The sequence below is a fragment of the Streptomyces sp. SAJ15 genome, assembly GCF_007595705.1.
Lineage (GTDB): Bacteria > Actinomycetota > Actinomycetes > Streptomycetales > Streptomycetaceae > Streptomyces.
This window is the reverse complement of record NZ_NISY01000006.1, coordinates 189,741-214,699: the sequence shown is the minus strand read 5'-3', so window position 1 is coordinate 214,699 and position 24,959 is coordinate 189,741. Positions and strand designations below refer to the sequence as shown.

The following is a 24,959-nucleotide window of genomic DNA, read 5'->3' as shown; positions in this document are numbered from 1 at the left end:
CGACGGGTCACTCCGCGCGGTCGGATCCGGATTCCCTGACCTTGCTCGCCCCTCGTCGCCGCACGAGGTCCCGCTCGGCGTGGACCGCGGCGACGCCGGGGCGACGGAAGCCGACCGGAGGCGACCGGCGGTGCCGCCGGTCGTGCCGCCGGTCGAGCCGCCGCGCACGTGCGCGGGTCATCACGCCTGCCGCCATCCTTCCTCGCGCCGACCCGCTCTCCTCCCGTCCCGCGCACAGACGCGAACGGACGCTCTTCGACTCTCGCGTTCGACAGAGGCGGGTCTCCGCGCCCCAATTTCGGAACATGTTCAAAAAGTCGGCTCGGCGGCACCACCGCCGAGAAGAGACGGAGTACGCGATGACAGACAGTTCGGTGTCACGGCCAGGGATCACCCTCGCGGCCGTGGCGGTGGTGCAGTTCCTGGTCTCGCTGGACCTCTCGGTCGTGAACGTGGGACTCCCGCAGATCGCCGCCGGCCTCGGCTTCAGCGCGGTGGGTCTGACCTGGGTGATCCACGCCTACGCCCTCACCTTCGGCGGGCTGCTCCTCCTCGGCGGCAAAGCCGCCGACCGGTACGGCCGCAAACGTGTACTGCTGCTCGGGCTCGGTCTGTTCGGCCTCGCCTCCCTCGTCGGCGGTTTCGCCCAGGAGCCCGGCCATCTGGTGGCCGCCCGCGCCGCCCAGGGCGTCGGGGCCGCCGCGCTGGCGCCGGCCGCGCTGGCCCTGCTGGCCGCGACCTTCCCCACCGGGAAGGCCCGCGTCCGGGCGTTCGGCGTGTGGAGCGCGATGAACGCCGCCGGCGGCGCCTTCGGCGTTCTGATCGGCGGACTGCTCACCGAGTACGCCAGCTGGCGCTGGGTGATGTTCGTGAACGTGCCGATGGCCGCAGTCGCGCTGGCCCTCGTCTGGCGGGGTGTGGTCGCGAGCCCGCCGCCGGCCCGCCGCGGCCGACCCGACGTGGCGGGGGCCGTCCTGGCCACCGCCGGTATGACCCTGCTGGTCTTCGGCATCGTCCGCACCGACCAGCACGCGTGGACCTCGACGGTCACCGTGACGACCCTGGCGGCCGCCATGGCGCTGCTGGCCGCCTTCGTCCACGTCGAGCGGACCACCGGCCGCGAACCGCTGATCCGACTCGGCCTGCTCGCCAACCGCTCGGTCGCCGGCGCCAACGCCTACAACCTGCTGGTCGGTGCCGCCATGGCCTCGGCCTTCTACTTCATGTCCCTCTACCTGCAACGTGTGCTCGGCAACGGACCGGCGCTGACCGGGGTCCAGTTCCTGCCCTTCGCCCTCGGTGTCGTCGCCGGCTCGGTGCTGGCCGTCAAACTCGGCTACCGCCTCGCTCCCCGAACCCTGCTGGTCGGCGGCGGACTGCTGACCGCGACGGGCTTCGCCTGGTTCAGCACCATCAGCCCCGACGGCGCCTTCGCCACCCATGTCCTGGGGCCCTCGATCGTCGCCAGCGTCGGCTTCGGTCTCTGTCTCGGACCGGTCGTCGCCACCGCCACCGCCGGTGTCGCGGCCCACGAGACCGGTACCGCCTCGGCCCTGCTCAACAGCTCCCGCCAGATCGGCGCCTCCCTCGGGCTCGCCGCCCTCGGCACCGCCGCCCACCACCGCACCGGCGAGCCGGCCACGCCCGACGCCCTGAACGACGGCTACGCACTCGGCTTCGCCCTCAGCGCCGTGCTGCTGGTCTCCGCCGCCCTCGTCGCCCTCACCGTGCCGCGCCGCACCAGCCCGCCGCCACAGGCCGAGCAGGCCGAGCAGGCCGAGCGGGCCGAGCGGGCCGACGGCGGAGACGCGCTTCCGGCGCGGAACTGACCGGCGGAGGCGGCCGCCCGACGAGGAGTCCGCGACAGCCACCCCGCCTCGTCCGAGCGACAGGCGGCGAGGCGGGGTACAGGATGGACGTCGCAGCCCAGGTATCGGACTCCGGGAGCAGACCATTGCCCACCTCCGCCCGTATCACCGTCATCGGGGTGGGCAACGCGTTCCGGCGGGACGACGGGGTGGGACTCGCGGTCGTCGCCCGGTTGAAGGAACGCGCGGCCGACGGCGCCCTCCCCGCCGGAATCCGGCTGGCGTGCCGCGACGGGGATCCCGGTCGGCTGATCGGCCTGTGGGAGGAGGCCGGGCTGGCTGTCGTCGTGGACGCGGCCCACACCGGCGCGGGGTGTCCGGGCCGGATCCACCGGTGGGAGCCGGACGGACGCACGGTAGGGGGGGCGGGCGCCGCGAGCAGCCACGGGCTCGGTCTGGGCGAGGCGATCGAGCTGGCACGCGCCCTGGGCAGAATGCCCGGGCGACTGGTCGTCTACGCGGTCGAGGGGGCCGACACCTCCCTGGGCACGGGCCTGTCCCCCGCGGTCGCCTCGGCTGTCGGACCGCTCGCGGAACGCGTCACGGAAGAGGTGGCCCTCCATCTCCTCGGGCCCTGACCCACCCCACCGCGGTGCGGCGGGCCAGGGGTTCACACCGACGCCGGCCCGGGCCGGGCCTCGGGCCGGAGGGGACAGCCGCTCGGCGCACTCGGCGTGCGCGCCGCGAGAAGTGTGGTCAGGCTGAGAAGCAGCATTCCCCGATCTTCGGAACAAGCGGGAGAGACGCCATGCCCTCCGCCACGGCACCGCCAGACGTCGGCCGCACCGGTCATGTGCTGGACCGTGAAGGCATCGTGGCACTGGTGCGGGAGCTGCGCGCACGGGGCCGGACGGTGATCGGGCCGACCCTGCGGGACGGTGCCATCGTGCTGGCCGAGCTGGACTCCGCCGACGCCCTGCCCTACGGGTGGGGCGTGGAGTTGGAGGCGGGCCGCTACCGCGTCAGGCGGCGGGACGACTCCGCGGCCTTCGCCCACAGCGCCGGCCCGCAGTCGTGGAAGAACTTCCTGCACCCCGAGCGGGTGCGCCAGTGGACCGCCGACCGCGGCCCGGACGGCGAGATGACGGTCCGTCCCGAGCGCCGGGAGCCCGCCTCGTTCGCCTTTCTCGGGGTGCGCCCCTGTGACCTGCGGGCCATTCAGATCCAGGACCGGGTCATGATCGGTGACCGGCATCGGGACGAGACCTACCGGGAGCGCCGCACCGGCGCCTTCATCGTCGTGGTGGAGTGCACCGAACCGGGCGCCACCTGCTTCTGCGTCTCCATGGGCACCGGTCCTGCCGCGCAACCCGGTTACGACCTGGCGCTGACCGAGGTGGTGGACGAGGCCGGCCACCGCTTCCTGGCTCGCGCCGGGACCACGGAGGGGGAGGAGGTGCTCGCCCGCCTGCCGCGGCGGCCCGCCGACGAGGCCACGTGTACGAGAGCCCGGGAGAGCGTGGCGGACGCCGCCGGACGGATGGGTCGCACCATGCCCGCGGTGAACCTCCAGACGCTCATGGCGGGCACTCTGGAGGCCGAACGCTGGGACGATGTCGCCGCCCGCTGCCTGACCTGCGGCAACTGCACCATGGCCTGCCCGACGTGCTTCTGCACCACCACGGAGGACGTCACCGACCTGACCGGCGACCACGCCGAACGCTGGCGCCGCTGGGAGTCCTGCTACGACCTGGACTTCACCCATCTGCCCGGCGGCTCGGTGCGCTCCTCCTCCCGCAGCCGCTACCGCCAGTGGCTCACCCACAAACTGGGCACCTGGCACGACCAGTTCGACAGCTCCGGCTGCGTGGGGTGCGGCCGCTGCGTCGTGTGGTGCCCGGTCGGCATCGACATCACCGAGGAGGCGCACGCCCTGCACCGGGAGGCCCTCGACCGGCGGCCCGGAGGAAGGAACAGGGCGACGTGAAGCGCACCGGACTGCTCGCCGCCGTCCCCGAAGGCCCGCGCGCGCGGCTCATGGAGCTGAGCCGCGAGGTGTCCTTCCCCGCCGGCACGCGCATTTTCGAGGAGGGCGGAAAGGCCAACCGGTTCTGGGTGATCCGCAGCGGCAGCGTCAGCCTGGACATCCATGTGCCCGGGCGCCGGGCCGCGGTCGTGGAGACCCTGGGCCCGGGACGGCTGCTGGGCTGGTCCTGGGTGTGCCCGCCACACGAGTGGCACCTGGGCGCGGAGGCGACGAGCCAGGTGCGGGCCTGGGAGTTCGACGCGGCCGAGGTCCTCTCCCTGTGCCAGCGCGACCCCGAGCTGGACCACGCGCTGCTCACCTACGTCGTGGAGGTCATCGGTCGCCGGCTGCGCGCCGCTCGCACCCGGCTGCTGGACCTCTACGGCCCGTACGGGAGCCAACCGGCGCCGTGACCATCCCCCTTCCCTACCGGGTGGCGAGCAACCGGGCCGAGACCTCGGACACCCGCACGATCGAGCTGTGCCCGGTCGGCGAGGCACTGCCGTCCTTCTCCCCGGGCCAGTTCGCCATGGTCTACGCGTTCGGGGTCGGCGAGATCCCGGTGTCCGTCGCCGGCCTGCGCGACGGCACCCTCACCCACACCATCCGCGGGGTGGGCGCGGTCTCCCGCGCCCTGTGCGAGGCCGCCCCCGGGACACGGGTGGGCGTGCGGGGCCCCTTCGGCACCGGCTGGGAGCTGTCGGCCGCCGGCGGAGGAGACCTGCTCGTGGTGGCTGGCGGCATCGGCCTGGCCCCGCTGCGGCCGCTGGTGCGGGCGGCGTTGTCCTCGCCCGGCGGCCGGGGACGGCTGAACGTCCTCATCGGCGCCCGTGCCCCGGAGGACCTGCTGTACCGAGAGGAACTGGGCGGCTGGGGGCGGCCGTACTGCGGGGTGACGGTGGACCGGGCGGGGCCCGGGTGGAGCGGCCATGTCGGAGTGGTGACCACGCTCCTGGACCAGGCCGCGTTCTCCCCTCGGGAGACCACGGCCTTCGTCTGCGGACCCGAGGTCATGATCCGCGCCACCGCCCGCGAGCTGCTCCACCGAGGCGTCCCGGCGGAGGGCATCCGCGTCTCCCTGGAGCGGAACATGCACTGCGCCACCGGCCACTGCGGCCACTGCCAGCTCGGTCCCCTGCTGCTGTGCCGAGACGGCCCGGTCGTCGGCTATGACCAGGCCGGGCCCCTGCTCGCGGTACGGGAGCTCTGACATGGCCGATCCCCCACGCCCCCGACCCCGGCTCGGCGTGTTCAAGTTCGCCTCCTGCGACGGCTGTCAGCTCACCCTGCTGGACTGCGAGGACGAGCTGCTCCCCCTGGCGGCCGAGGTGGAGATCGCCCACTTCGTGGAGGCGTCGAGCGACATCCGCCCCGGACCATACGACCTGTCGCTCGTCGAGGGCTCGGTCTCCACCCCCGAGCACCTCGAACGGGTCCGCCGGATCCGCGCCGACTCACGCCACCTGGTGACCATCGGGGCCTGCGCGACGGCGGGCGGTGTCCAGGCCCTGCGCAACTTCGCCGACGTCGCCGAGTTCCAGGCGGTCGTCTACGCCGAACCCCGGTACATCCGGACCCTGGCCACCTCCACGCCCATCTCGGCCCATGTCCCCGTCGACTTCGAACTGCGCGGCTGCCCCATCGACCGCGGGCAGCTCCTGGAGGTGATCACCGCCTTCCTCGCCGGCCGTCGCCCCGACATCCCCGACCACAGCGTCTGCTTCGCCTGCAAGCGGCGCGGCACCGTGTGCCTCCCCGTCGCGCACGGCACCCCCTGTCTGGGACCCGTGACCCATGCCGGATGCGGAGCACTGTGCCCGGCCTACGGACGCGGCTGCTACGGGTGCTTCGGGCCGTCCGGCTCGACCAACATGCCCGCGATGATCCCTCTGCTGCGCAGCGACGGCATGAGCGACGAGGACGTCCGGCGGTTCCTGCACACCTTCAACGTCAACGACTTCGCCGCGATCGAGCCGAGCGAGGGGGAGGAGCGCTCATGACACACGGCGGTTCGCGCACGGTGCGCGTCGGCGCGCTCGCGCGCGTCGAGGGTGAAGGTGCGGTGCGGCTGCGGATCGACGGCGGCACCGTCACCGAGGCCCGTTTGAGGATCTACGAACCGCCGCGCTTCTTCGAGGCCTTCCTCCGCGGACGACGGCACACCGAGACGCCGGACCTCACCTCGCGCGTGTGCGGCATCTGCCCGGTCGCCTACCAGACGAGCGCCTGCCAGGCGATCGAGGACGTCTGCGGCATCACGGTCGACGGACAACTCGCCGCACTGCGGAGGCTCTTGTACTGCGGGGAGTGGATCGAGAGTCAGACCCTGCACATCCACCTGTTGCACGCACCCGACTTCCTCGGCTGTGACAGCGCCATCGAACTGGCCCGGAGCCACCGCGCCGAGGTCGAACGGGGTCTGCGGCTGAAGCAGGCCGGCAACACCGTCATGGAGTTCCTCGGCGGACGCGCCATCCACCCGATCAACGTCCGGGTCGGCGGCTTCCACCACGTTCCGACGCGCGGTGAGCTGCGCCCGCTGGCCGAGCGGCTGCGACAGGCCCGCGACGACGCGCTGGCGACCGTGGCCTGGGTGGCCGGCTTCGACTTCCCCGACGCCGAGTGCGACGCCGACCTGTTCGCCCTGGCCGCACCGGACACCTACGCCATCGAGGCCGGAACCCCCACCGTGCTGCCCCATGGCGACGGGGCCAACCCGCGCACGTTCCCCCTGACCGACTTCCCCGCCCGCGTCGTCGAGGAGCAGGTGCCCCACTCCACCGCGCTCCAAGCCCGGCTGGACGGCAGACGGCACCTCACGGGCGCGCTGGCCCGGTACGCCATCAGCGGTCACCTGCTCCCCCCTGCCGTCCGTGAGGCCGCGACGTCCGCCGGGCTCGCCGACCCCGCGTCCGGGGAGATCTGCCGCAACCCCTTCCGCAGCATCGTCGTACGGGCCGTCGAGGTCCTCTACGCCGTGGAGGAGGCGCTGCGCCTGATCGGCTCCTACGAGCGCCCACCGCACCCCGCCGTGGACGTCCTCCCCCGGCCCGGAACGGGCCACGGCGCCTCCGAGGCGCCCCGCGGCACCCTCTACCACCGCTACACGCTCGACCGCGATGGGCTCGTCACCGACGCCTGCCTCGTCCCGCCCACGGCCCAGAACCAGGGCGCCATCGAGGAGGACCTGCGCCGGGTCGTCCAGGGCCGGCTGGAGCAGGGGGAGGCCACGGACGCCGAGCTGACCCGGCTGTGTGAACGCGCCATCCGCAACCACGACCCCTGTATCTCCTGCTCGGCCCACTTCCTGGACCTGACCGTCGAACGGCGCCGCCGAGCGTGAGCGACCTGTGGCCGCGCGGAGCCGGGCGGGCCGGGTCGTCGGGGCGGAGCGCCGCTCGACTCTCCCCCGGCGTGCGGCGGTGGGTCGACCATGGTGGTGGAGGCACCGTGGAAGGAGGACATCGTGCATGGCGCCCCACACCTCGTGAGAGATGTGATGACACAGACCGTCGTCGCCGTCGGGCGCGACGCGACCTTCAAGGAGATCGTCGAGACCCTGGCGCGGTGGCGGGTCAGTGCCCTGCCGGTGCTGGCGGGCGAGGGGAGGGTGATCGGCGTCGTCTCGGAGGCCGATCTGCTGCCCAAGGAGGGTTTCCGGGACGGCGACCCGACCCGCTACGAGCAGCTGCGCCGGCTTCCCGAACTCACCAAGGCGGGCGCGGTCACCGCCGGCGAGCTCATGAGCACCCCCGCCGTCACCGTGCACGCGAACGCGACGCTGGCGGAGACCGCGCGCGTCATGACCCACTGGCACATCAAGCGGCTTCCCGTGGTGGACGACGAGGGACGCCTGACGGGCATCGTCAGCCGCATCGATCTGCTGAAGGTCTTCCTGCGACCGGACGAGGAGATCGAGGAGGAGGTGCGCCGGGAGGTGGTCCGCGCTCTCTTCCCCGATCCGCAACGGCCGATCCGGGTGACCGTACGGGAGGGCGTGGTGACCCTGAGCGGCCGGATCGACGACGTCTCCCTCGTCCCCGTGGCGGCCCGCCTGATCCGCGCCGTGGAAGGCGTCGTGGACTTCGTGAACGAGATGACGGGCCCGGCTCCGGCGGAGAGGTCCCCTCAGGACACCGAACAGCCGCCCGAAACCGCGCGTCGGTAGCGGGGGCCGACACCACCTGGGCCCGTCCACGAGACGAACGCGGAGGAGGCCCGTGAACGCACGCTCTGAGGACGCGATGCCGACAAGGATCCTGCTCGAGGGACGCCCGGGGGTGGGCAAGACGACCGCCGTGCGGCGGCTCGCCTCCCTGCTGCGCACCCGTACGCCCGTCGGTTTCACGACGGAGGAGATCCGGGAGGGCACCGCCCGAGTGGGTTTCGCCTTGGAGACGCTGGACGGCAGGCGGGCCGTGCTCGCGCATGTCACCTTCCCCGGGCCGCCGCGCGTCGGCCGGTACGGTGTCGATCCGGGCGTCATGGACGACCTGGCGCTGTCGGCCCTCGCCCGGCTGTCGCGGAACCCCGCGCCCGGGGATCTCGCGCTCGTCGACGAGCTGGGTCGGATGGAACTGTGCAGCTCCGCGTTCCGGGAGGCCGTGCGGGAACTGTTCACGGCCGGCATCGACGTCGTCGCCACCGTGCACGCCCACCACGACCCGTTCACCGACGCCCTCAAGCGGCGCGCCGGCGTCGAGGTGGTCCAGGTGACCGCGCGGAACCGGGACGCGCTGCCCGGGGAGCTCGCGGCACGGCTGGAGGCATAGCGCCCCACGCCCCGCACCTCACGCCCCACGCCCCACGTCCCACTCCCCGCGCGTGAACGAGGGCGTGGGACCGATGCCCGAGGATCTCGACGCGGAGGGGCGGACCGCTCGGGCGTAGGCTGCGCTCAGCACGGATCGGCGGGGGGCGGAGCAACATGACGGCTGCGACAGCACAGAGGTGGGAGTCGACCCTCGATTCGGTCGTGGTGTACGCACAGGGCGCGGTCTGCCGGCGGCTGGCCCGGGGCGGCATGCCGCCGGACGGCCGGGTGCGGGTGACGGGACTGCCCCGCTCGCTGGACATGGGCTCGCTGCGGGCCCGTGCCCTTGGCGCCCCCGAGGTGCGCGTCACCGAGGCCCGAGTGGACGTCGAGGCCGAGCCGCTCGGCACCGGCGCCCCCCACGCGTCGCGGCGCGAGGTCGAGCGGCTGCGCGACGAGTACGCGGCGGCGCTGGGACGCCGGGACCGGCAGCTGAACCGCATCGACGAGATCAGGGCTCTGCGGCCGATCCCACCGGCCCGCGGGCAGGAGGACCCGCACCGCCGCACCCCGGTCGACGCGTGGTTGGGACTCGCCGACTTCGTCGACGAGCGGCTGACACGGCTGCACGCACGCCTCGTCGAGCTGGAGGAGACACTGCGTCGCGTCGAGCACGAGCTCACCGTCGCCGCGGACGGACTGGCCCGCGCCTCCACCGACGCGCCGTCCGCGCATGTGGAGACCACGGTCTCCGCGCTGCTGACCCTCGACGGCGCCGGTGGCGCGGAGGTGGAAGTGGAGCTGGAGTACGAGGTGCCGGGCGCCGTCTGGGTGCCCGCCTACCGCCTCACCCACCGCCGGGGAGACGACAGCGGCCGTCTGGTGCTGCGCGCGGCGGTCGCCCAGCGCACCGGCGAGGACTGGACCGGCGTGCGCGTCGGCCTGGCCACCGCCGACCTGCGGCGCCGCTCCGACCTGCCGAAACTCCGCTCGATCCGGATCGGACGCCGGCAGTCCGCCCCCACGCCCGCCGGCTGGCGCGAACCCCCGGCGGGCCTCGCGGACCTGTTCTCCGGGTACGACGCGGCAGGCCCTCGCCCTGCTCCGACCGGCGCGCCCGCGGTCGCCGGAGCCGACTACGCGGCCGGGGCCGGGGCGGGAGGCCCGGCGCCCGGCCCCCTTCCGCCGCCACCGCCACCACCGCCGGCACCACAGGGCTACGGCGGCCCGCCCGCCGCGCTCCCGCTTCCCGGGGGCACGGACGGCACCTTCCCCGAGGTCTTCGGCGGCGGCATGCCCGACCTCGCGCAGCCGGCCCGGTCGCGACCGGCCGGCAGGCCAGGTGCCGGCAGCCGGTCCTTCGCGGGGCCTCCCGCCGCCATGACACCTGCCGCACCGGCCCCCATGCCACCGGCACCGGCCCCCATGGCACCTGCCGCGCCGGCCCACACGGCACCTGCCGCCATGTCACCTGGCGCCATGGCGCCCTCCGCGCCCTCCGCACCCGCCGCTCCCGGGGCGGCCGCGCCATCGCCGCCCCCGACACCGGCGGCCGGTCCGCCACAGCCGAGCGGCGCCGAGCTCGACTACGCCGCCCTCGTGCTGTGCGGCCCCGACGAGCGGGGCGATCGCAGAGGTCGGCTGTTTCCCGACTCCCCCTTCGACGCGGTGGCGGCCGAGTACCGCCGCCGTGCCGAAGCGGTGGCCGCGCTGCCGCTCCCCGGGCACGCCGTGCGACCCCGTGAGTCGGCGGGCTCCTTCGACCACCGCTTCGATGCCGCCGCGCGGGCCGACATCCCGTCGGACGGCACGTGGCACACCCTCACCGTCGCCGAGATGCCGGTCGGTCTGCGCACCGAGTACCTCTGCGTGCCGTCCGTGGAGCAGACCGTGTACGCGACGTTGGTGCTCTCCAACCCCACCGATCAAGCCCTGCTGGCCGGCCCGGTGGAGGTCACCGCCGACGACGACTTCCTTCTGACCACCGCCCTGCCCACGCTCGCGCCCGGCGGTGTCCGCCGGGTGGGGCTGGGGCCGGCGGAGGGCATCCGGGTCACCCGCCGTACGCATCTGCGCGAGTCGACCTCGGGTCTGCGCAACACCACCACCGTGCTGGACCACCGCGTCCATGTGGAGCTGGCCAACCGGCTGGCCAGGCCCGTCACCGTCGAGGTCCGCGAGCGGGTGCCGGTCACCTCCGAACCGGACGTCCGGATCGAGGAGCGGGCCGACTGGACGGCACCCGAGGACGACCCCGGGCCCGAGCACCACGCCCCGGGCACCCGCCTCTGGCGGATCGATCTGCCCGCCGGCGGCACCGCCGCCCTCGACGGCGGTTACGAGATCCGCGTCCCGGCCGGCAAGGCCCTGGTCGGCGGCGACCGCAGGAGCTGACACACGCCATGTCCACGACACCGAAGCCGATCGCCCTCCCCGTCACCGCCGTCACCTGCCTGGAGGATCGCGCCCACATCGAGCGCGCCGCCGTGCTCGACCTGGAGGCCGGGGTCCAGCGGCTGCGGCTGGGGCCGGTCAGTGCGCTGGCCGTCGACCGCACCCTCCATGCCGAGTTGGCCGCCGATCACCCGGCGACCGTGCTCGACGTACGGATCGTCCGCGACTGGACGCCGCCCGGGCCGCCGTCGTCCACCGACGACGACTCCACCCCGCGCCAGCGCCTGCGCACGCTCGAAGAGGAGCGGCTCGCCCTGGAACGGCGACGCGATCGGCTGCACTCCCGCCTCGACCTGCTCGGCCGCCTCGCCGCCGATCTGCTGCGGGAGATCGGCGAAGGCGCCGGCTCCGGGGAGTGCGAAGGCTCCCGCTGGGCCCGCGAACTGGACCGCGTGGACGACGAACGCGACGCGTACGGCGAGCAACTCCGCGTCGTGGACGCCCGGCTGGCGGCCCTCGCCGCCGAACGGCAGGAGCTCCAGCGGGCCGTGGACCTCTTTGAGGGGGAGCCTCCCGAGTTGGTCGGCCATGTCGAGCTGACCGTGGAGTCCGCGGTCGCGGGGCGGGTCGGGCTGCGCCTGAGTCACCTCACCCCGTGCGCGCTGTGGCGGCCCGCCTACCGGGCCGTGCTCGACGGGGACTCCCTGACGCTGGAGACCGACGCGATGGTCTGGCAGCGCACCGGCGAGGACTGGTCGGACGTCCGGCTGACGCTGTCCACGGCCCGGTCGGCGCTGGCCACGGATCCGCCGCGGCTCGGCGAGGATCGGCTGACGCTCAAGGACCGCTCCGCCGCGGAGCGTCGCACGGTCGACGTCGAGCTGCGCGAGGAGGAGATCGGTGGCCTCGGCCCGACCCCGGTGCTCGGCCTTCCGGGGGTGGACGACGGCGGCGAGACCCGGGTGCTGCACTCCCCCTCACCGGTCTCCGTGCCCGGGGACGGCCGTGCCCATCGGGTGCCGCTCTCCGCCTTCAGCACGGCCGCGAGCAGCGAGTACGCCTGCTCACCCGAGCTGTCCCCGCTGGTCACCCAGGTGGTGCGGGGCGACAACCTGTCCGGCCACGCGCTGCTCGCCGGTCCCGTGGACCTGGTTCGCGGCAGCGGGTTCAGCGGCCGCGGCACGCTGGACTTCACCGCTCCCGGGGCACCTGTCGAGCTCGCCTTCGGCAGCCGCGACGACCACCGGGTGGTCCGGCGTGCCGAGGAGTCCCGCGACCTCGCCGGCATCACCCAGCGGACCGTGGTCACCCGCACGGTCCGGCTGCACCTGTCCCGGTTCTCCGCCCCCGGGGACCACGACGAGCGGGTGGTCGTCCTGCGGGAGCGGATCCCGGTCTCCGAGATCTCGTCGGTGGAGGTACGCCTGCGCCAGGATGCCTGCTCCCCCGCGCCCGACCTGGTCGACGCCGAAGGCGTCGTCCGCTGGGACGTCCCCCTCCCGCCCGGCAGCCGCCGCACGGTCACCCTGGTCTACGAGCTGTCGGCGAAAGGCACGGTCGTCGGGCTCTGAGTTCGGCGGTCCGCCGCGCACCGCCGCGTCGCCGTCGGGAACAACCTCGACGGCGAGCATATGAACACCCGCTTCCGCTTCTCGCGTGGACGGGCGGGCGGGCGGATCATGATGATCGGAAAAGCCCGCCGTCCTCTCGCACGGCTCAGCGGCCGGAGGAATCGTCAACCCTCGCGCCGGCCCGAACGGGTGGAGACTTCGGGTCCTGGTTACGCGGGGTGCTCTGCGTGTTCTCGTCGCCGCGCGGTCCGCGGTGCGCGACCATACGGAAGCGGAATCAGGCACCATCATCGGCGTCGTGCGTGAGAAGGCTTCTCGCCGGCCGCCAGAAGCTCCGTGTCGACCGCCGCGGGCCTGGCAGGCGTTTCCCGTCGGCGGGCGCCCTGGCGCGCCGCGCGGGTCGCGGTGCTCGACACCGGCAACGCGCACCACCTCAAGAGCAGCGGCCAGCAGAAGGAAGCACCGAGACGGAAAGAGGACGGACGTGTCCGCCAGCGAAAGCGAGAATCCGGCAATCCCCTCCCCGACCCCCACACCGACTCGCCCCAAGACGAACCGGGACTGGTGGCCGAACCAGCTGGACCTTCAGGTTCTCCACCAGCACTCGTCCCGCGCCAATCCCCTGGGCGAGGACTTCGACTACGCGAAGGAGTTCGCGACCCTCGACCTCGATGCCCTGAAGCAGGACGTCTTCGAGGTGATGACCACGTCCCAGGACTGGTGGCCGGCCGACTACGGTCACTACGGGCCGCTCTTCATCCGGATGAGTTGGCATGCCGCGGGCACGTACCGCATCGCCGACGGCCGGGGCGGGGGCGGCTCCGGCGCCCAGCGCTTCGCCCCCCTCAACAGTTGGCCGGACAACGCGAGCCTCGACAAGGCACGCCGTCTGCTCTGGCCGGTGAAGCGGAAGTACGGCCGGAAGATCTCCTGGGCCGATCTTCTGGTCTTCGCCGGCAACTGCGCCATGGAGTCGATGGGTTTCAAGACGTTCGGGTTCGGCTTCGGGCGGGAGGACATCTGGGAAGCCGAGGAGATCTTCTGGGGTCCCGAGGACACCTGGCTCGGAGATGAGCGGTACAGCGGCGACAGGGCGCTCGCCAGTCCTTTCGGCGCCGTGCAGATGGGCCTGATCTACGTCAATCCGGAGGGGCCCAACGGCAACCCGGATCCCCTGGCCGCCGCCAGGGACATTCGCGAGACGTTCGGGCGTATGGCGATGAACGACGAGGAGACGGTCGCGCTCATCGTCGGCGGCCATACGTTCGGCAAGTGTCACGGCGCGGTCGACCCCAGGTACGTCGGCCCGGAACCCGAGGCCAGCCCCATCGAACAGCAGGGCCTCGGCTGGCGGAACACCTACGGCAGCGGCAAGGGCCCCGACGCGCTCACCAGTGGGCTCGAGGGCGCGTGGACCACCGAGCCGACGCGGTGGGACAACGGTTATCTGGACAACCTGTTCAGGTACGACTGGGAGCTGACGACGAGCCCCGCGGGTGCGAAGCAGTGGACTCCCACGGACCCGTCGGCCCAGGGCACCGTGCCTGACGCTCATGACCCGTCGAAGAGGCACGCTCCCATGATGCTGACGACGGATCTCGCGCTGCGGATGGACCCGGTCTACGGGCCGATCGCCAGGAGGTTCCACGAGAACCCGGAAGAGCTCGCGGTGGCCTTCGCCAAGGCGTGGTACAAGCTGCTGCACCGCGACATGGGCCCCCTCCCGCGGTACCTCGGCCCTTGGGTAGCCGAGCCGCAGCTGTGGCAGGACCCCGTACCCGCGGTCGATCACGAACTGGTCGCGGACGAGGACATCGCCGACCTCAAGCGCGGGATCCTCGCCTCGGGGCTCTCCATCCCCCAGTTGGTCACCACCGCGTGGGCGGCGGCGGCCAGCTTCCGCGGCACCGACAAGCGCGGCGGGGCCAACGGAGCACGGATCCGGCTCGCGCCGCAGAAGGACTGGGAGGTCAACGACCTGCCCGAGGTCACCGAGACGTTGCGGACCCTTGAGCGGCTCCAGCAGGACTTCAACGGCTCGCAGGCCGGCGGAAAGAAGGTGTCCCTCGCCGACCTGATCGTCCTGGGCGGGTGCGCGGCCGTCGAGCAGGCCGCGAAGAACGCCGGCCACGACATCATCGTCCCGTTCGCCCCGGGGCGCACGGACGCCTCACAGGAGCAGACCGACGTGGAGTCGTTCTCCGTGCTCGAACCCCGGGCGGACGGGTTCCGCAACTACCTCCGGGCTGGAGAGAAGCTGTCGCCGGAGACTCTCCTCCTGGACCGCGCCAACCTGTTGTCACTGACCGCTCCCGAGATGACGGTTCTGATCGGCGGCATGCGGGCCCTGAACACCGGCTTCGGGGGTTCTCCGCACGGTGTCCTCACCCACCGCCCGGAGGCGTTGACCAACGACTTCTTCGTCAATCTGCTCGACATGGGCACGGCGTGGAAGGCGTCGACTACGTCTGAGAACGTGTTCGAAGGTCGGGATCGCGCCACGGACGAGGTCAAGTGGACCGCCACCGCCGTCGACCTCGTCTTCGGTTCGCACTCACAGCTCCGAGCCGTCTCGGAGGTCTACGCGTCCGAGGACGCGGGAGAGAAGTTCGTGCGTGACTTCGTGGCCGCGTGGGACAAGGTCATGAACCTCGATCGGTTCGACCTCCGCTGAGCCCGATGTCCCGGTCGGCCGCGTATCGACCGACCGGGACATCCGCGGGGCATCCGGTCGGGGCGACGGCGAGAGGTGTGACCCGAATCACATCCCCTCGTGGACGGGTGACGGACCGCGCAATAGATCACACCTTGTACCCCGTATGCCGGAAATCCACCGTGCGATCGGTGAGAGCGGATCCGGAAAGTCCCCGTCCCTTATCCATCCGACGAACCGGACTCTGGTGTGTTCATGGGGGCTCTTCTAATCTGTTGCGGACTTCACGGGGTCTCGGGGGGAGGAAGCGTGAATGTCTGCTCCTGTCAGGGATCATTCTCCGCGCGATGAAGGAATCACTCAGACCCGGCAACGACTCCAAGAGGACCTGGCTCGGGTCAGAGAATCACTCCGCTCCCTGGTGAATCCGCCGGACCACCGGATACAGGGGCCGGTCATGTATGCCGTGGAGCATACCGGGCGCCTTCTCAGACCGACTCTTGTACTGCTTTCCTCGTATTTTCTGGAGTCCGAACGAAGCGGCTCCACACACCAGCGCGTCATCGAGGGAGCCGCGGTCGTGGAGACGCTGCACATCGCCACGCTCTACCACGACGACCTGATCGACGAAGCGCAGGTGAGGCGTGGAAGACCCAGCGTCAACGCGAAATTCGGCGACGCCATCGCACTGCTCGCCGGCGATTACCTCCTGGCGCGCTGCATGCAGACCGCGGCGTCGCTCGGCACGTCTCGCATGACGGCCATGGCGGAGACGCTCGTCGACATGTGCGTGGGGCAGATGCTCGAGTCGACCCAGCTCTACGACCCCCTCCGCACCGAACAGGACTACTTCACCGCCATCTCGGGCAAGACCGCGCGCCTTCTGCGGACGGCGGCCACCATGGGAGCCCTGCAGTCGGGCACGAGCGGGGACGCGCAGAAGGCACTGGAGAGTTTCGGACACCACCTCGGCATGGCGTTCCAGATCTGGGACGACATTCTCGACATCTGTAGTCGGGAAACGGGAAAGCAGCCGGCGAAGGACATCATCAACGGGGTGTACACGCTCCCGGTGATCTATGCCGTCGAAGACGACCGGGACCGCCTGCTCCGGGCCCTGCGCGACCAGCCGCTTTCCACCGAGCGGTGTCAGGAGGTGATTTCCGTCGTACGGGAATCCGGCGCGATCAGCCGGGCCGCGGACGTGGCCCAACGCCATATCGTCGACGCCCTGTCGGCCATAGAATCCCATCCGGGCACCGCGCGGCACGCCCCGTTCACCCGACAATGCCTGCGCGACCTGGTCGACACCTTCGCCTCCCAGCATCCCGCTCTCCGCGACCTCGACTACACACCTTCCACAAAGGACGCCCTGCCTTCGCCAACGCGCCGGAGAAAAACGCGACATGCGACTGGACCGTGAACCGGCCAGGAGAGTTGACGGGTGAATTCCGGAGGGTGGCCAGTGTCAGGAATCCGAAGCGATTTCATCAGCGATTACGACGATCTCGCCGATACATGGTGGGATCCTCGGGGACCGCTCGCCCCGCTGGGCTGGATCGCGCGGGCCCGCGCCGACTTCGTTCCCGTCGCCGACCACGACCGTGCGCGTCTGCTGGATATCGCCTGCGGGGGCGGGCTGTTCGGCCCCCACCTGACCGGCAAGGGCTATCGCGTCTTCGGCGTGGATCTGTCGGCCCTGTCGCTGAGGGAGGCGACCCGCCACGGGTTCGACGCGGTCGCCAGGGCGGACATGGCCCGACTTCCGTTCGTCGACGAGTCGTTCGACGTCGTCACGGCGGGGCAGTGCCTCGAACACGTACCGGACCCCTTCGCGGTGGTGACGGAGGCGTGCCGGGTGCTGCGTCCCGGGGGCACTTTGGTCGTCGACACCATCGCGGACACCAGAGTGGCCCGGCTGGTCGCCATCACCCTCGCCGAGAACGCGCCCCTGCCCGGCAGACCTCCCCGCGGCACCCACGACCACCGGCTCTTCGTCAACCGAGAGCGGCTGACCCGTGCCGCGAGGTCGCAGGGCGTGGAGCTGAGGCTGTTCGGCCTGCGGCCGCACCTGCGTGACGGGCTCCGCTACCTGGCCAGACGACGCGAACGGGTGCGCATGATCCGCACCAGGTCCACCGGCGTTCTCTATCTCGGCGTGGGGGAGAAATGGTGACCGCAGCGGAACCGCCGGCCGGGCGCGCCGTGCGCACCTGGCTGGTCGGCGCCCGGCTGAAGACCCTGCCCGTCACCCTGGCACCGATCCTGGTGGGCCTGGGGACCGCCGCCTCGCTGGGCCGGATCAGCTGGTGGCGTACCGCCCTCACCCTGGTGTTCGCCCTGGGCTTCGTTCTCGGCACGAACTTCTTCAACGACTACAGCGACGGGGTGCGGGGCGCCGACGACCGGCGGGTGGGCCCCGTCCGGCTGGTCGGCTCCGGGCTGGCCTCGCCCCGACAGGTCCTGCGCTCCGGCCTCGTGCTGTACGGTGTCGCGGCCCTGGCCGCGGCGGTCATGGCCGTGACGATCTCCTGGTGGCTGTTGGCGCTCGCGGTGGTGTGCGCGCTCGGCGGCTGGTTCTACACCGGCGGCTCCCGGCCCTACGGCTACCGCTCACTCGGCGACGTCAGCATCTTCCTCTTCCACGGTGTCATCGCGGTCTGCGCCACGGTCTACATCCAGCTCGGTCGGGTGCCGCTGCTCGCTCTGGGGGCGTCCGTGCCGATCGGACTGCTCGCCTGCGCGCTGCTGACGACGAACAATCTGCGCGACATACCGACCGACACGGCGGCAGGGAAGATCACCGTCGCCGTGCGTCTGGGTGACCGGCGCACCCGCGTGTACTACGTGCTCTGCGTCGCGGTGGCCTTCGCCTCCGCGCTGGCGCTCGCGGCCGGGCGACCCTGGGCGCTGCTCGTGCTCGGCGCCGTCCCGTGCGCCGTCCTCCCGGTGCGCCGGGTTCTGGGCGGGGCGCGCGGAGGCGAGCTGATACCGGTGCTCGAGCACACGTGTGTGCTTCTGCTGGTGTTCGGGGTCCTGTTGGCGACCGGTGTCGCGCTGTGACCGGCCGGGGAGGGGGAGCGCGGGAGACACCCGAGCACGAGGTGCTGGTGGTCGGTGCCGGCTTCTCCGGGATCGGCGCGGCGATCGGGCTGCTGAGGGCCGGCATCGAGGACTTCCTGGTGCTGGACGAGCAGGACGACGTCGGCGGCTCCTGGCACGCCAACCGGTATCCCGGGATCGCCGTGGACATCAGCGCCTTCTCCTACTCCTTCGCCTTCGAGCCCTTCGCGTCGTGGTCGCGGGCCTTCCCTCCCGGCGAGGAGCTCAGGGCGTACGCGCACCACTGTGTCCGCACGTACGGTCTGCGGCCCCGGCTCCGGCTGAACGCCCGGGTCGTGCGGGCCGAGTACCACGAGACGCAGCATGTGTGGGAGCTCTTCCTGGCGGACGGCACCTCGACGACGGCGCGGTTCGTCATCTGCGCCACCGGGTGGCTCACCAAGCCGAAGGCGCCCGACATCGAAGGGTTCGACCGCTTCGCGGGCACCGTCGTGCACACGGCGCGTTGGGATCCGGCGCTGGATCTCACCGGCCGACGCGTCGGAGTGATCGGCACCGGCGCCTCGGCGATCCAACTGGTGCCCGAGATCGCCCCGGTGGTGGAGCGGCTCCATGTGTACCAGCGCACGCCCACCTGGATCTTTCCGAAGCCCGATCTGCCGTTGCCCGAGGCGGTCCGCGCGTTGTTCGGGGCGGCCCCGTGGACTCAGCGCGTCATCCGGCTGCTCACGGACACCGTGACGGAACTCAGCTTCGTCATCGCCATGATCCATTACCGCCGGTTCCCCCTCCTGGTGCGTGGCGGGGAGGCGTTCTCCCGGCTCTATCTGCGCACTCAGGTCAAAGGAGACCGCGACCTGATGGACAGGCTCGCCCCCCGCTATCGCCTGGGGTGCAAGCGGCCGTCGTTCGGCAAGGGGTACTGGCGCGCCTTCACCCGTGACAACGTGCGGCTCGTCACCGAACCCATCGAGCGGATCACCGAGACCGGGATCGTGACGGCGGACGGCGGCGAGCAGCGGTTCGACGTGTTGGTCCTCGCCACCGGGTTCCGTGTGCTGGACAACCTGCCGCCCTTCCCCCTGCACGGCCTGGACGGCCGGGAGCTGAGGGAGTTCTGGAGGACGGAGCGCTTCCAGACGTACGAGGGCAGTTCGGTCAAGAGCTTCCCGAACCTCTGGTTCATCGTCGGGCCGTACTCCTTCACCGGAGGGTCCTGGTTCGGCATGATCGACTACCAGGTCACCCATGCGTTGCGGGTGATCGGGGAGGCGCGGCGGCGGCGCGCCACGCAGGCCGTCGTCCGGCCCGAGAAGCACGACAGGTCCTTCCACAGGACGCTGCGGCGGCAGCGGAACACGGTGTTCTTCCACGACAGTTGCCGGACCGCGAACAGTTACTACTTCGACGATCGCGGCGACGCACCCGCCGTCCGCCCGGCGTCGACCTATGAGGCGGCCTGGCGGGCCAGGCATTTCGACCTCGACGACTACCGCTACGACCGGGTCCGATCCGGAGCCGCCCCATGACCGGAGAAGACCCGGCCCCTGGAGGCCGATGCCATGCGACTGGGTGAGGTGCGGGGCAGGGACCGCGCGCTCTGCGTTCTCTACGGGCTTTTCGCCCTCGGCGGCTGCCTCGTCATGGGAACGATGGCCGTCGTCTTCGTCGTGCGCAACGCCGACGCCGGACCGCTCGGCGTCATCGAGAACTTCCTGGACGACGCGACACGCACCGCCGCATCCCGGTTCGTCTACGCGGACCTGGTGCTGATCTGGGCGGCGCTCGGCGCGTTCATGATCAGCGAGGCGCGGCGGCTCGGCATCCGGCATGTGTGGGCGTATATCGTCGGCGCCCCGGTGCTGGCGCTGATCGTGAGTTTCTCCGTCTTCATGTGCGTCCGCCAGGTGAAGCTCGCGGCGTTGAACGTTCAGTCGCTCACCACGACGGAGGTGACCGTGTGAACGGCGGGATCGCTCTGGTGACCGGAGCGGCGGGCGGCATCGGAGCGGCCGTGGTCCGCCTGCTCGCCGAGGAAGGGACCACGGTGGTCGGCGTCGACCTGGACTCCGACCGGCTGTCCGCCATGGTCGACAAGCTCACCGCCGACGGACTGTCGGTGCGAGGCCACGCGGCCGACGTCGCCTCGGCCGTCGACGTCGAGAGGGTGGTGGACACGGTGGAACGGGAGACGGGACCGGTCGACCACCTGGTGAACGCGGCCGGGGTGCTCCGGCTCGGCGAGGCCCGACACCTCAGCGACGAGGACTGGCACACGACCTTCGCGGTCAACACCACCGGCGTCTTCCTCATGTCCCGGGCGGTGACCAACCGTATGATCCCCCGCCGGCGGGGGGCTCTCGTCACCGTCGCGTCGAACGCCGCGGGCGTCGCCCGTACCCGGATGGCCGCGTACGCCGCGTCGAAAGCCGCGGCGACCGCCTTCACCAGATGTCTCGGGCTGGAGGTCGCGCGGCACGGCATCCGCTGCAACGTGGTCGCCCCCGGCTCCACCGACACCCCGATGCTGCACGGCATGCACCCTGACGGGGACGCGGCCGCCGCCTCCGTCACCGGCAGCCCGGCCGCCTTCCGGACCGGCATCCCGCTGGGCAGGGTGGCGCGTCCACGGGATGTCGCCCACGCCGTCCGCTTCCTGCTCTCCGAGGAGGCCGCCCAGGTCACCCTGCACACGCTCACCGTCGACGGAGGGGCGGCCCTCGGCGCCCCGATGTAGTCGCGCTCCCCCGACCCGGCCACCGCGGCCGGCACCGCACGAAAGGACCGACCATCACATGTCCGGCATACCTTCCATCGAGCCCTACCCCCTGCCCCTGCCGGACGACATCCCCGCGCCGGTCGTCGCATGGCGGGCCGACCCGCGGCGTGCCGTGCTGCTCGTCCACGACATGCAGGAGTACTTCCTCAGGCCGTTCCCGCGCGACACCTCACCCGGCGCCCCGCTCATCCGCAACACGACACTGCTGCGGCGGCGCTGCGCCGCCCTCGGTGTCCCGGTCGCCTACACCGCCCAGCCCGGCGGGATGACACCGCGACAGCGGGGCCTGCTGGCCGACTTCTGGGGCGCCGGCATGCGCACGTCCCCGCAGGACAACCGGATCGTCGCGCCCCTCGAGCCCGCCCCCGACGACTGGCGGCTCACCAAGTGGCGCTACAGCGCCTTCTTCCACACGGGTCTGCTGGAGCGGATGCGGGCCACCGGCCGCGACCAACTCGTGCTGTGCGGCGTCTACGCGCACGTCGGTGTGCTCATGACCGCGGTGGACGCGTTCACCCACGACATCCAGCCGTTCCTGGTGGCCGACGCCGTCGCCGACTTCTCCGCCGACCACCACCGGCTCGCCCTGGAGTACGCCGCCCAGCGGTGCGCCGCCGTCGTCACCACGGGGTCCCTGTGCGACACCCTGGCGGCCGGGACGGCACGGGAGGCGCGGTGACCGGGAAACCCCCGCCCACCGCGGGGAGGGACGCCCCCGACGACACCCGTGACCCGCTGGCCCGTGTGCTGGACGGCTCCGCGCCCGCCTTCGCCCTGTTGCACCGCCCGCAGGCGGCCGCCCCGGACACCGTCGAGGTGCTGCTGGCCGAGACAGCCCACTGCGCCACCCTGGCGGACCTGCCGCAACCGGCGCACCCCTCCCCCCACGGCGGACCCGAACTGCTCGCCCTGATCCCGTACCGGCAGATCACCGAACGAGGGTTCACAGCCCACGACGACGGTGAGCCGCTGATCGCGATGACGGTCACCGACCACCAGACCCTGCCGCTCGCCGAGGCCCTCCCGCGGCTGCCGAACGAACCGGTCAAGATCGACCAGCACGGTTTCGACGTCTCCGACCGGGCGTACGCGGACATCGTGCGGCGGGTGATCGCTGAGGAGATCGGCACCGGCCAGGGCTCGAACTTCGTGATCAAGCGCACCTTCACCGCGTGGCTGCCGGGCTTCTCGGCAGCCGGCGCTCTCTCGTTCTACCGTCGACTCCTGGAACGGGAGAGGGGCGCCTACTGGACGTTCCTCGTGCACACCGGCGACCGCGTCCTGCTGGGCGCGACCCCCGAGCGGCACATCAGCGTGCGCGACGGCACCGCGGTCATGAACCCGATCAGTGGCACGTACTGCTATCCGGCGGGCGGTCCCACGCTCGACGGCGTGCTCTCCTTCCTGACGGACCAGAAGGAAACCGACGAGCTGTACATGGTCGTCGACGAGGAACTGAAGATGATGGCCCGGATCTGCCGTTCCGGCGGACGTCTCATCGGCCCGTACCTCAAGGAGATGGCGCACCTCGCGCACACCGAGTACCTCATCGAGGGACACACCGACCGCGATGTCCGCGAGGTCCTTCGAGAGACGCTTCTCGCCCCGACGGTGACCGGATCGCCGCTGGAGAACGCCACCAGGGTGATCAGCCGTCACGAGCCAGCCGGCCGCGGCTACTACAGCGGGGTCGCCGCCCTCATCGGGAGGGACGCGGGCGGCGGGCGGACCCTCGACTCCGCCATCCTGATCCGCACGGCCGACATCACAGCCGACGGTCATCTGCGGATCGGTGTCGGGTCCACACTGGTGCGCCACTCCGACCCCGAGGCCGAGGCGCGAGAGACCTGGGCGAAGGCCTCGGGGCTGCTCGCCGCGCACGCCGAGCCCGCGCCCGCCCGCTTCGCCACCCACCCCGCGGTCAGGGCCGCGCTGGCGGGGCGCAACGCCCGCGTCGCGGGGTTCTGGCTGGACAGGCCGGACGACACAGACCACGCCGCGGCCGAGCTGGCGGGGCGCCGGGTCCTCGTGGTCGACGCCGAGGACTCCTTCACCGCCATGCTCGCGCACCAGGTCCGCTCGCTGGGCATGGCGGTGAGCGTGCGCCGGTTCGACGCGGGCTACGACACGGCGGCGTACGACCTGGTGGTCCTGGGGCCGGGGCCGGGCGACCCCGGCCGACGACGAGACCCCAGGATCGCGCACCTGAGGTCGGCGGTGTGCCGGCTGCTGGCCGAGAGGCGCCCGTTCCTGGCCGTGTGTCTGAGCCACCAGGTGCTGTGCGCGCTGCTCGGCCTCTCCCTGGTCCGCCGCGGCATCCCCCACCAGGGCGTGCAGCGCGAGATCGACCTGTTCGGCCGGCGCGAGCGGGTGGCGTTCTACAACACGTACACGGCATGTGCGGGGCGGGACGTCGTCGAGCACCCCGACGCCGGCCGGGTGACGGTGAGCAGGGACCCGGACAGCGGTGAGGTCCACGCCCTGCGCGCGCGGCGTCTGGCCTCGGTGCAGTTCCACGCGGAGTCCGTACTGACCCGGGGCGGCCCCCGGATCATCGGTTCGCTGCTCACCCGGGTGCTGCGCCCGCACGAGCCCTTTCCACCGACACCGACCGGCGGCACCGACCGAGAAGGGACGCGCCCGGCGACATGACCCACGCACTCATCGCAGGCGGCGGCATCGGCGGCCTCGCCACCGCTCTCGCCCTCTCGCGGGGCGGTCACCACGTCACCGTCCTGGAACGCGAGGACGTCTTCGCCGAGATCGGCGCGGGCATCCAGCTCGCCCCGAACGCCTTCCACGCCCTGAACCTGCTGGGCCTGGGGCAGGAGGTACGCGCGCGGGCGGTGTTCGTCGACGAACTCCGGCTGATGGACGGCACCACGGGCGAGAAGCTCGTGGCCATGCCGCTCACCGAGCGGTACCGGCGGCGCTTCGGCAACCCCTACGCCGTGGTGCACCGCCGTGACCTCCACACCCCGCTGCTCTCGGCATGCCGGGCCGACGACGGCGTCGAACTCGTCGCCGGTGCGGCCGTGGACGGATACGTCCAGGACACGGCACGGGTGACCGTGACGACGGCGGACGGCCGGACGTTCAGCGGCGACCTGCTCGTGGGGGCCGACGGCATCCGCTCGACCGTCCGCGCGCGCCTGGTCGGCGACGGCGCCCCCCGGGTCTGCGGCCACACCATCTACCGCTCGGTGATACCGATCGAGAAGGTGCCGCCGCGGCTGCGGTGGAACGCGGTGACCCTGTGGGCCGGCCCCGCCTGGCACTTCGTCCACTACATCATCGGCGGCGGCAGGTACCTCAACCTCGCCGCGACCCTGGACGACGGCGCCCGCGAGCCCGTGTCGGGACGTCCGACGCGGCGGGATGTCGTCCGCGGCCGCTTCCCGGACCTGGGCGACACCGCCGGGCTGCTGCTGGGGTTGGGCGAGCGGTGGCGGCAGTGGGTGCTGTGCGACCGGGATCCGATCGACGTGTGGACCGACGGTCGGGTCGCGTTGATGGGCGACGCGGCCCACCCGATGCTCCAGTACGCCGCCCAGGGTGCGTGCCAGGCGCTGGAGGACGCCGTCGCCCTGGGCGACGTCCTCGCCGGGACCGCCGCCGACGACGTGGCGCGACGCCTGGAGACGTACAACGTCGCGCGGCGCGAGCGGACCGCGCGGACCCAACTGCTGGCCAGGGAGATGGGCACACGGCTCTACCACCCCGCGGGAGGCAGGGCGCGGGAGCGCAACGCGATGCTGCGTTCACTCACCGAGGACGACCTGTACGACAAGGTCTCCTGGCTGCACGGCGCCAAGGACTTCGCCCGGGCGGAACGTTGCTGACCGCGGCGGTCGTCGGCCTCGCCGAGCGGGCACGCGGCGTCGGAACCACCGAACGGGCAGTCTCACCGCG

Annotated in this window: 22 protein-coding genes; 21 read left to right on the top strand and 1 reads right to left on the bottom strand. The window is 72.1% G+C overall.

The window, feature by feature from the left end; genetic code table 11:
- Positions 1-7: 7 nt before the first annotated feature.
- Entirely contained in the window at positions 8-181 is a 174-nt protein-coding gene (locus CD790_RS34655; protein WP_186319086.1) for a hypothetical protein, read from the bottom strand.
- Positions 182-359: 178 nt separating this feature from the next.
- Here CD790_RS34655 and CD790_RS18025 point away from each other — a divergent pair, with 178 nt between their 5' ends.
- From CD790_RS18025 to CD790_RS17925, 21 genes are all read left to right on the top strand, one after another.
- Positions 360-1,829: an MFS transporter gene (locus tag CD790_RS18025; RefSeq protein ID WP_144384274.1), complete on the top strand. Its 1,470-nt coding sequence runs from the start codon at positions 360-362 to the stop codon at positions 1,827-1,829.
- Between the two features lie 83 nt (positions 1,830-1,912).
- Positions 1,913-2,446 (top strand): hydrogenase maturation protease, encoded by a 534-nt coding sequence (locus tag CD790_RS18020; RefSeq protein WP_144384273.1) that lies wholly within the window; start codon positions 1,913-1,915, stop codon positions 2,444-2,446.
- 170 nt (positions 2,447-2,616) lie between these two features.
- The gene (locus tag CD790_RS18015) at positions 2,617-3,795 is read left to right on the top strand and encodes a 4Fe-4S dicluster domain-containing protein (RefSeq protein WP_144384272.1); all 1,179 of its coding nucleotides are present in this window, start codon (positions 2,617-2,619) and stop codon (positions 3,793-3,795) included.
- Positions 3,792-4,247: a cyclic nucleotide-binding domain-containing protein gene (locus CD790_RS18010; RefSeq protein ID WP_260867673.1), complete on the top strand. Its 456-nt coding sequence runs from the start codon at positions 3,792-3,794 to the stop codon at positions 4,245-4,247. Before CD790_RS18015 ends, CD790_RS18010 begins: the two co-directional genes overlap by 4 nt.
- The gene (locus tag CD790_RS18005; protein ID WP_144384271.1) at positions 4,244-5,044 is read left to right on the top strand and encodes an FAD/NAD(P)-binding protein; all 801 of its coding nucleotides are present in this window, start codon (positions 4,244-4,246) and stop codon (positions 5,042-5,044) included. Before CD790_RS18010 ends, CD790_RS18005 begins: the two co-directional genes overlap by 4 nt.
- Position 5,045: 1 nt before the next feature.
- Entirely contained in the window at positions 5,046-5,834 is a 789-nt protein-coding gene (locus CD790_RS18000) for an oxidoreductase (RefSeq protein ID WP_144384270.1), read from the top strand.
- Positions 5,831-7,177, top strand: coding sequence for a Ni/Fe hydrogenase subunit alpha (locus CD790_RS17995; RefSeq protein ID WP_144384269.1), 1,347 nt, complete (start codon positions 5,831-5,833; stop codon positions 7,175-7,177). Before CD790_RS18000 ends, CD790_RS17995 begins: the two co-directional genes overlap by 4 nt.
- A 156-nt stretch (positions 7,178-7,333) precedes the next feature.
- A complete protein-coding gene (locus tag CD790_RS17990; RefSeq protein ID WP_399217747.1) occupies positions 7,334-8,002 on the top strand; it encodes a CBS domain-containing protein in 669 nt (222 codons plus the stop codon).
- 52 nt (positions 8,003-8,054) lie between these two features.
- On the top strand, positions 8,055-8,606 hold the full coding sequence (locus CD790_RS17985) for a nucleoside-triphosphatase (protein WP_260867672.1): 552 nt from the start codon (positions 8,055-8,057) through the stop codon (positions 8,604-8,606).
- 155 nt (positions 8,607-8,761) lie between these two features.
- A complete protein-coding gene (locus CD790_RS17980; protein WP_144384267.1) occupies positions 8,762-10,981 on the top strand; it encodes a DUF4139 domain-containing protein in 2,220 nt (739 codons plus the stop codon).
- Between the two features lie 8 nt (positions 10,982-10,989).
- Positions 10,990-12,552 carry a DUF4139 domain-containing protein gene (locus CD790_RS17975; RefSeq protein WP_144384266.1) on the top strand — a complete coding sequence of 521 codons (1,563 nt, stop codon included), beginning with the start codon at positions 10,990-10,992 and terminating at the stop codon, positions 12,550-12,552.
- A 484-nt stretch (positions 12,553-13,036) separates the two neighbouring features.
- Positions 13,037-15,226, top strand: coding sequence for a catalase/peroxidase HPI (gene katG, locus CD790_RS17970; RefSeq protein ID WP_144384265.1), 2,190 nt, complete (start codon positions 13,037-13,039; stop codon positions 15,224-15,226).
- 292 nt (positions 15,227-15,518) lie between these two features.
- Positions 15,519-16,628 (top strand): polyprenyl synthetase family protein, encoded by a 1,110-nt coding sequence (locus CD790_RS17965; RefSeq protein ID WP_144384264.1) that lies wholly within the window; start codon positions 15,519-15,521, stop codon positions 16,626-16,628.
- A gap of 42 nt (positions 16,629-16,670) precedes the next feature.
- Positions 16,671-17,381, top strand: coding sequence for a methyltransferase domain-containing protein (locus CD790_RS17960; protein WP_144384263.1), 711 nt, complete (start codon positions 16,671-16,673; stop codon positions 17,379-17,381).
- Positions 17,375-18,268 (top strand): 1,4-dihydroxy-2-naphthoate polyprenyltransferase, encoded by an 894-nt coding sequence (locus CD790_RS17955; protein WP_144384262.1) that lies wholly within the window; start codon positions 17,375-17,377, stop codon positions 18,266-18,268. The genes CD790_RS17960 and CD790_RS17955 overlap by 7 nt, the downstream gene beginning before the upstream one ends.
- Positions 18,265-19,797: an NAD(P)/FAD-dependent oxidoreductase gene (locus CD790_RS17950; RefSeq protein ID WP_144384261.1), complete on the top strand. Its 1,533-nt coding sequence runs from the start codon at positions 18,265-18,267 to the stop codon at positions 19,795-19,797. Before CD790_RS17955 ends, CD790_RS17950 begins: the two co-directional genes overlap by 4 nt.
- A gap of 33 nt (positions 19,798-19,830) precedes the next feature.
- Entirely contained in the window at positions 19,831-20,232 is a 402-nt protein-coding gene (locus CD790_RS17945) for a DUF2834 domain-containing protein (protein WP_144384260.1), read from the top strand.
- Positions 20,229-21,005 carry a 2,3-dihydro-2,3-dihydroxybenzoate dehydrogenase gene (locus CD790_RS17940; RefSeq protein WP_144384259.1) on the top strand — a complete coding sequence of 259 codons (777 nt, stop codon included), beginning with the start codon at positions 20,229-20,231 and terminating at the stop codon, positions 21,003-21,005. Before CD790_RS17945 ends, CD790_RS17940 begins: the two co-directional genes overlap by 4 nt.
- A gap of 58 nt (positions 21,006-21,063) precedes the next feature.
- Positions 21,064-21,726, top strand: a complete 663-nt coding sequence (locus CD790_RS17935; RefSeq protein ID WP_144384258.1) for an isochorismatase family protein — start codon at positions 21,064-21,066, stop codon at positions 21,724-21,726.
- Entirely contained in the window at positions 21,723-23,699 is a 1,977-nt protein-coding gene (locus tag CD790_RS17930; RefSeq protein ID WP_144384257.1) for an anthranilate synthase family protein, read from the top strand. Before CD790_RS17935 ends, CD790_RS17930 begins: the two co-directional genes overlap by 4 nt.
- Positions 23,696-24,889: a 3-hydroxybenzoate 6-monooxygenase gene (locus tag CD790_RS17925; protein ID WP_144384256.1), complete on the top strand. Its 1,194-nt coding sequence runs from the start codon at positions 23,696-23,698 to the stop codon at positions 24,887-24,889. Before CD790_RS17930 ends, CD790_RS17925 begins: the two co-directional genes overlap by 4 nt.
- Positions 24,890-24,959: the final 70 nt, after the last annotated feature.

What these genes read in the sequence shown, in the direction of transcription:
- CD790_RS17955 (WP_144384262.1), top strand. Translation starts at nt 17,375, where the DNA reads ATGGTGACCGCAGCGGAACCGCCGGCCGGGCGCGCCGTGCGCACCTGG.
- CD790_RS18020 (WP_144384273.1), top strand. Translation starts at nt 1,913, where the DNA reads ATGGACGTCGCAGCCCAGGTATCGGACTCCGGGAGCAGACCATTGCCC.
- CD790_RS17965 (WP_144384264.1), top strand. Translation starts at nt 15,519, where the DNA reads ATGTCTGCTCCTGTCAGGGATCATTCTCCGCGCGATGAAGGAATCACT.
- CD790_RS18025 (WP_144384274.1), top strand. Translation starts at nt 360, where the DNA reads ATGACAGACAGTTCGGTGTCACGGCCAGGGATCACCCTCGCGGCCGTG.
- CD790_RS17975 (WP_144384266.1), top strand. Translation starts at nt 10,990, where the DNA reads ATGTCCACGACACCGAAGCCGATCGCCCTCCCCGTCACCGCCGTCACC.
- CD790_RS17935 (WP_144384258.1), top strand. Translation starts at nt 21,064, where the DNA reads ATGTCCGGCATACCTTCCATCGAGCCCTACCCCCTGCCCCTGCCGGAC.
- CD790_RS17925 (WP_144384256.1), top strand. Translation starts at nt 23,696, where the DNA reads ATGACCCACGCACTCATCGCAGGCGGCGGCATCGGCGGCCTCGCCACC.
- CD790_RS18015 (WP_144384272.1), top strand. Translation starts at nt 2,617, where the DNA reads ATGCCCTCCGCCACGGCACCGCCAGACGTCGGCCGCACCGGTCATGTG.
- CD790_RS18000 (WP_144384270.1), top strand. Translation starts at nt 5,046, where the DNA reads ATGGCCGATCCCCCACGCCCCCGACCCCGGCTCGGCGTGTTCAAGTTC.
- CD790_RS17980 (WP_144384267.1), top strand. Translation starts at nt 8,762, where the DNA reads ATGACGGCTGCGACAGCACAGAGGTGGGAGTCGACCCTCGATTCGGTC.
- CD790_RS17990 (WP_399217747.1), top strand. Translation starts at nt 7,334, where the DNA reads ATGACACAGACCGTCGTCGCCGTCGGGCGCGACGCGACCTTCAAGGAG.
- CD790_RS17995 (WP_144384269.1), top strand. Translation starts at nt 5,831, where the DNA reads ATGACACACGGCGGTTCGCGCACGGTGCGCGTCGGCGCGCTCGCGCGC.
- CD790_RS17945 (WP_144384260.1), top strand. Translation starts at nt 19,831, where the DNA reads ATGCGACTGGGTGAGGTGCGGGGCAGGGACCGCGCGCTCTGCGTTCTC.
- CD790_RS34655 (WP_186319086.1), bottom strand. Translation starts at nt 181, where the DNA reads ATGACCCGCGCACGTGCGCGGCGGCTCGACCGGCGGCACGACCGGCGG.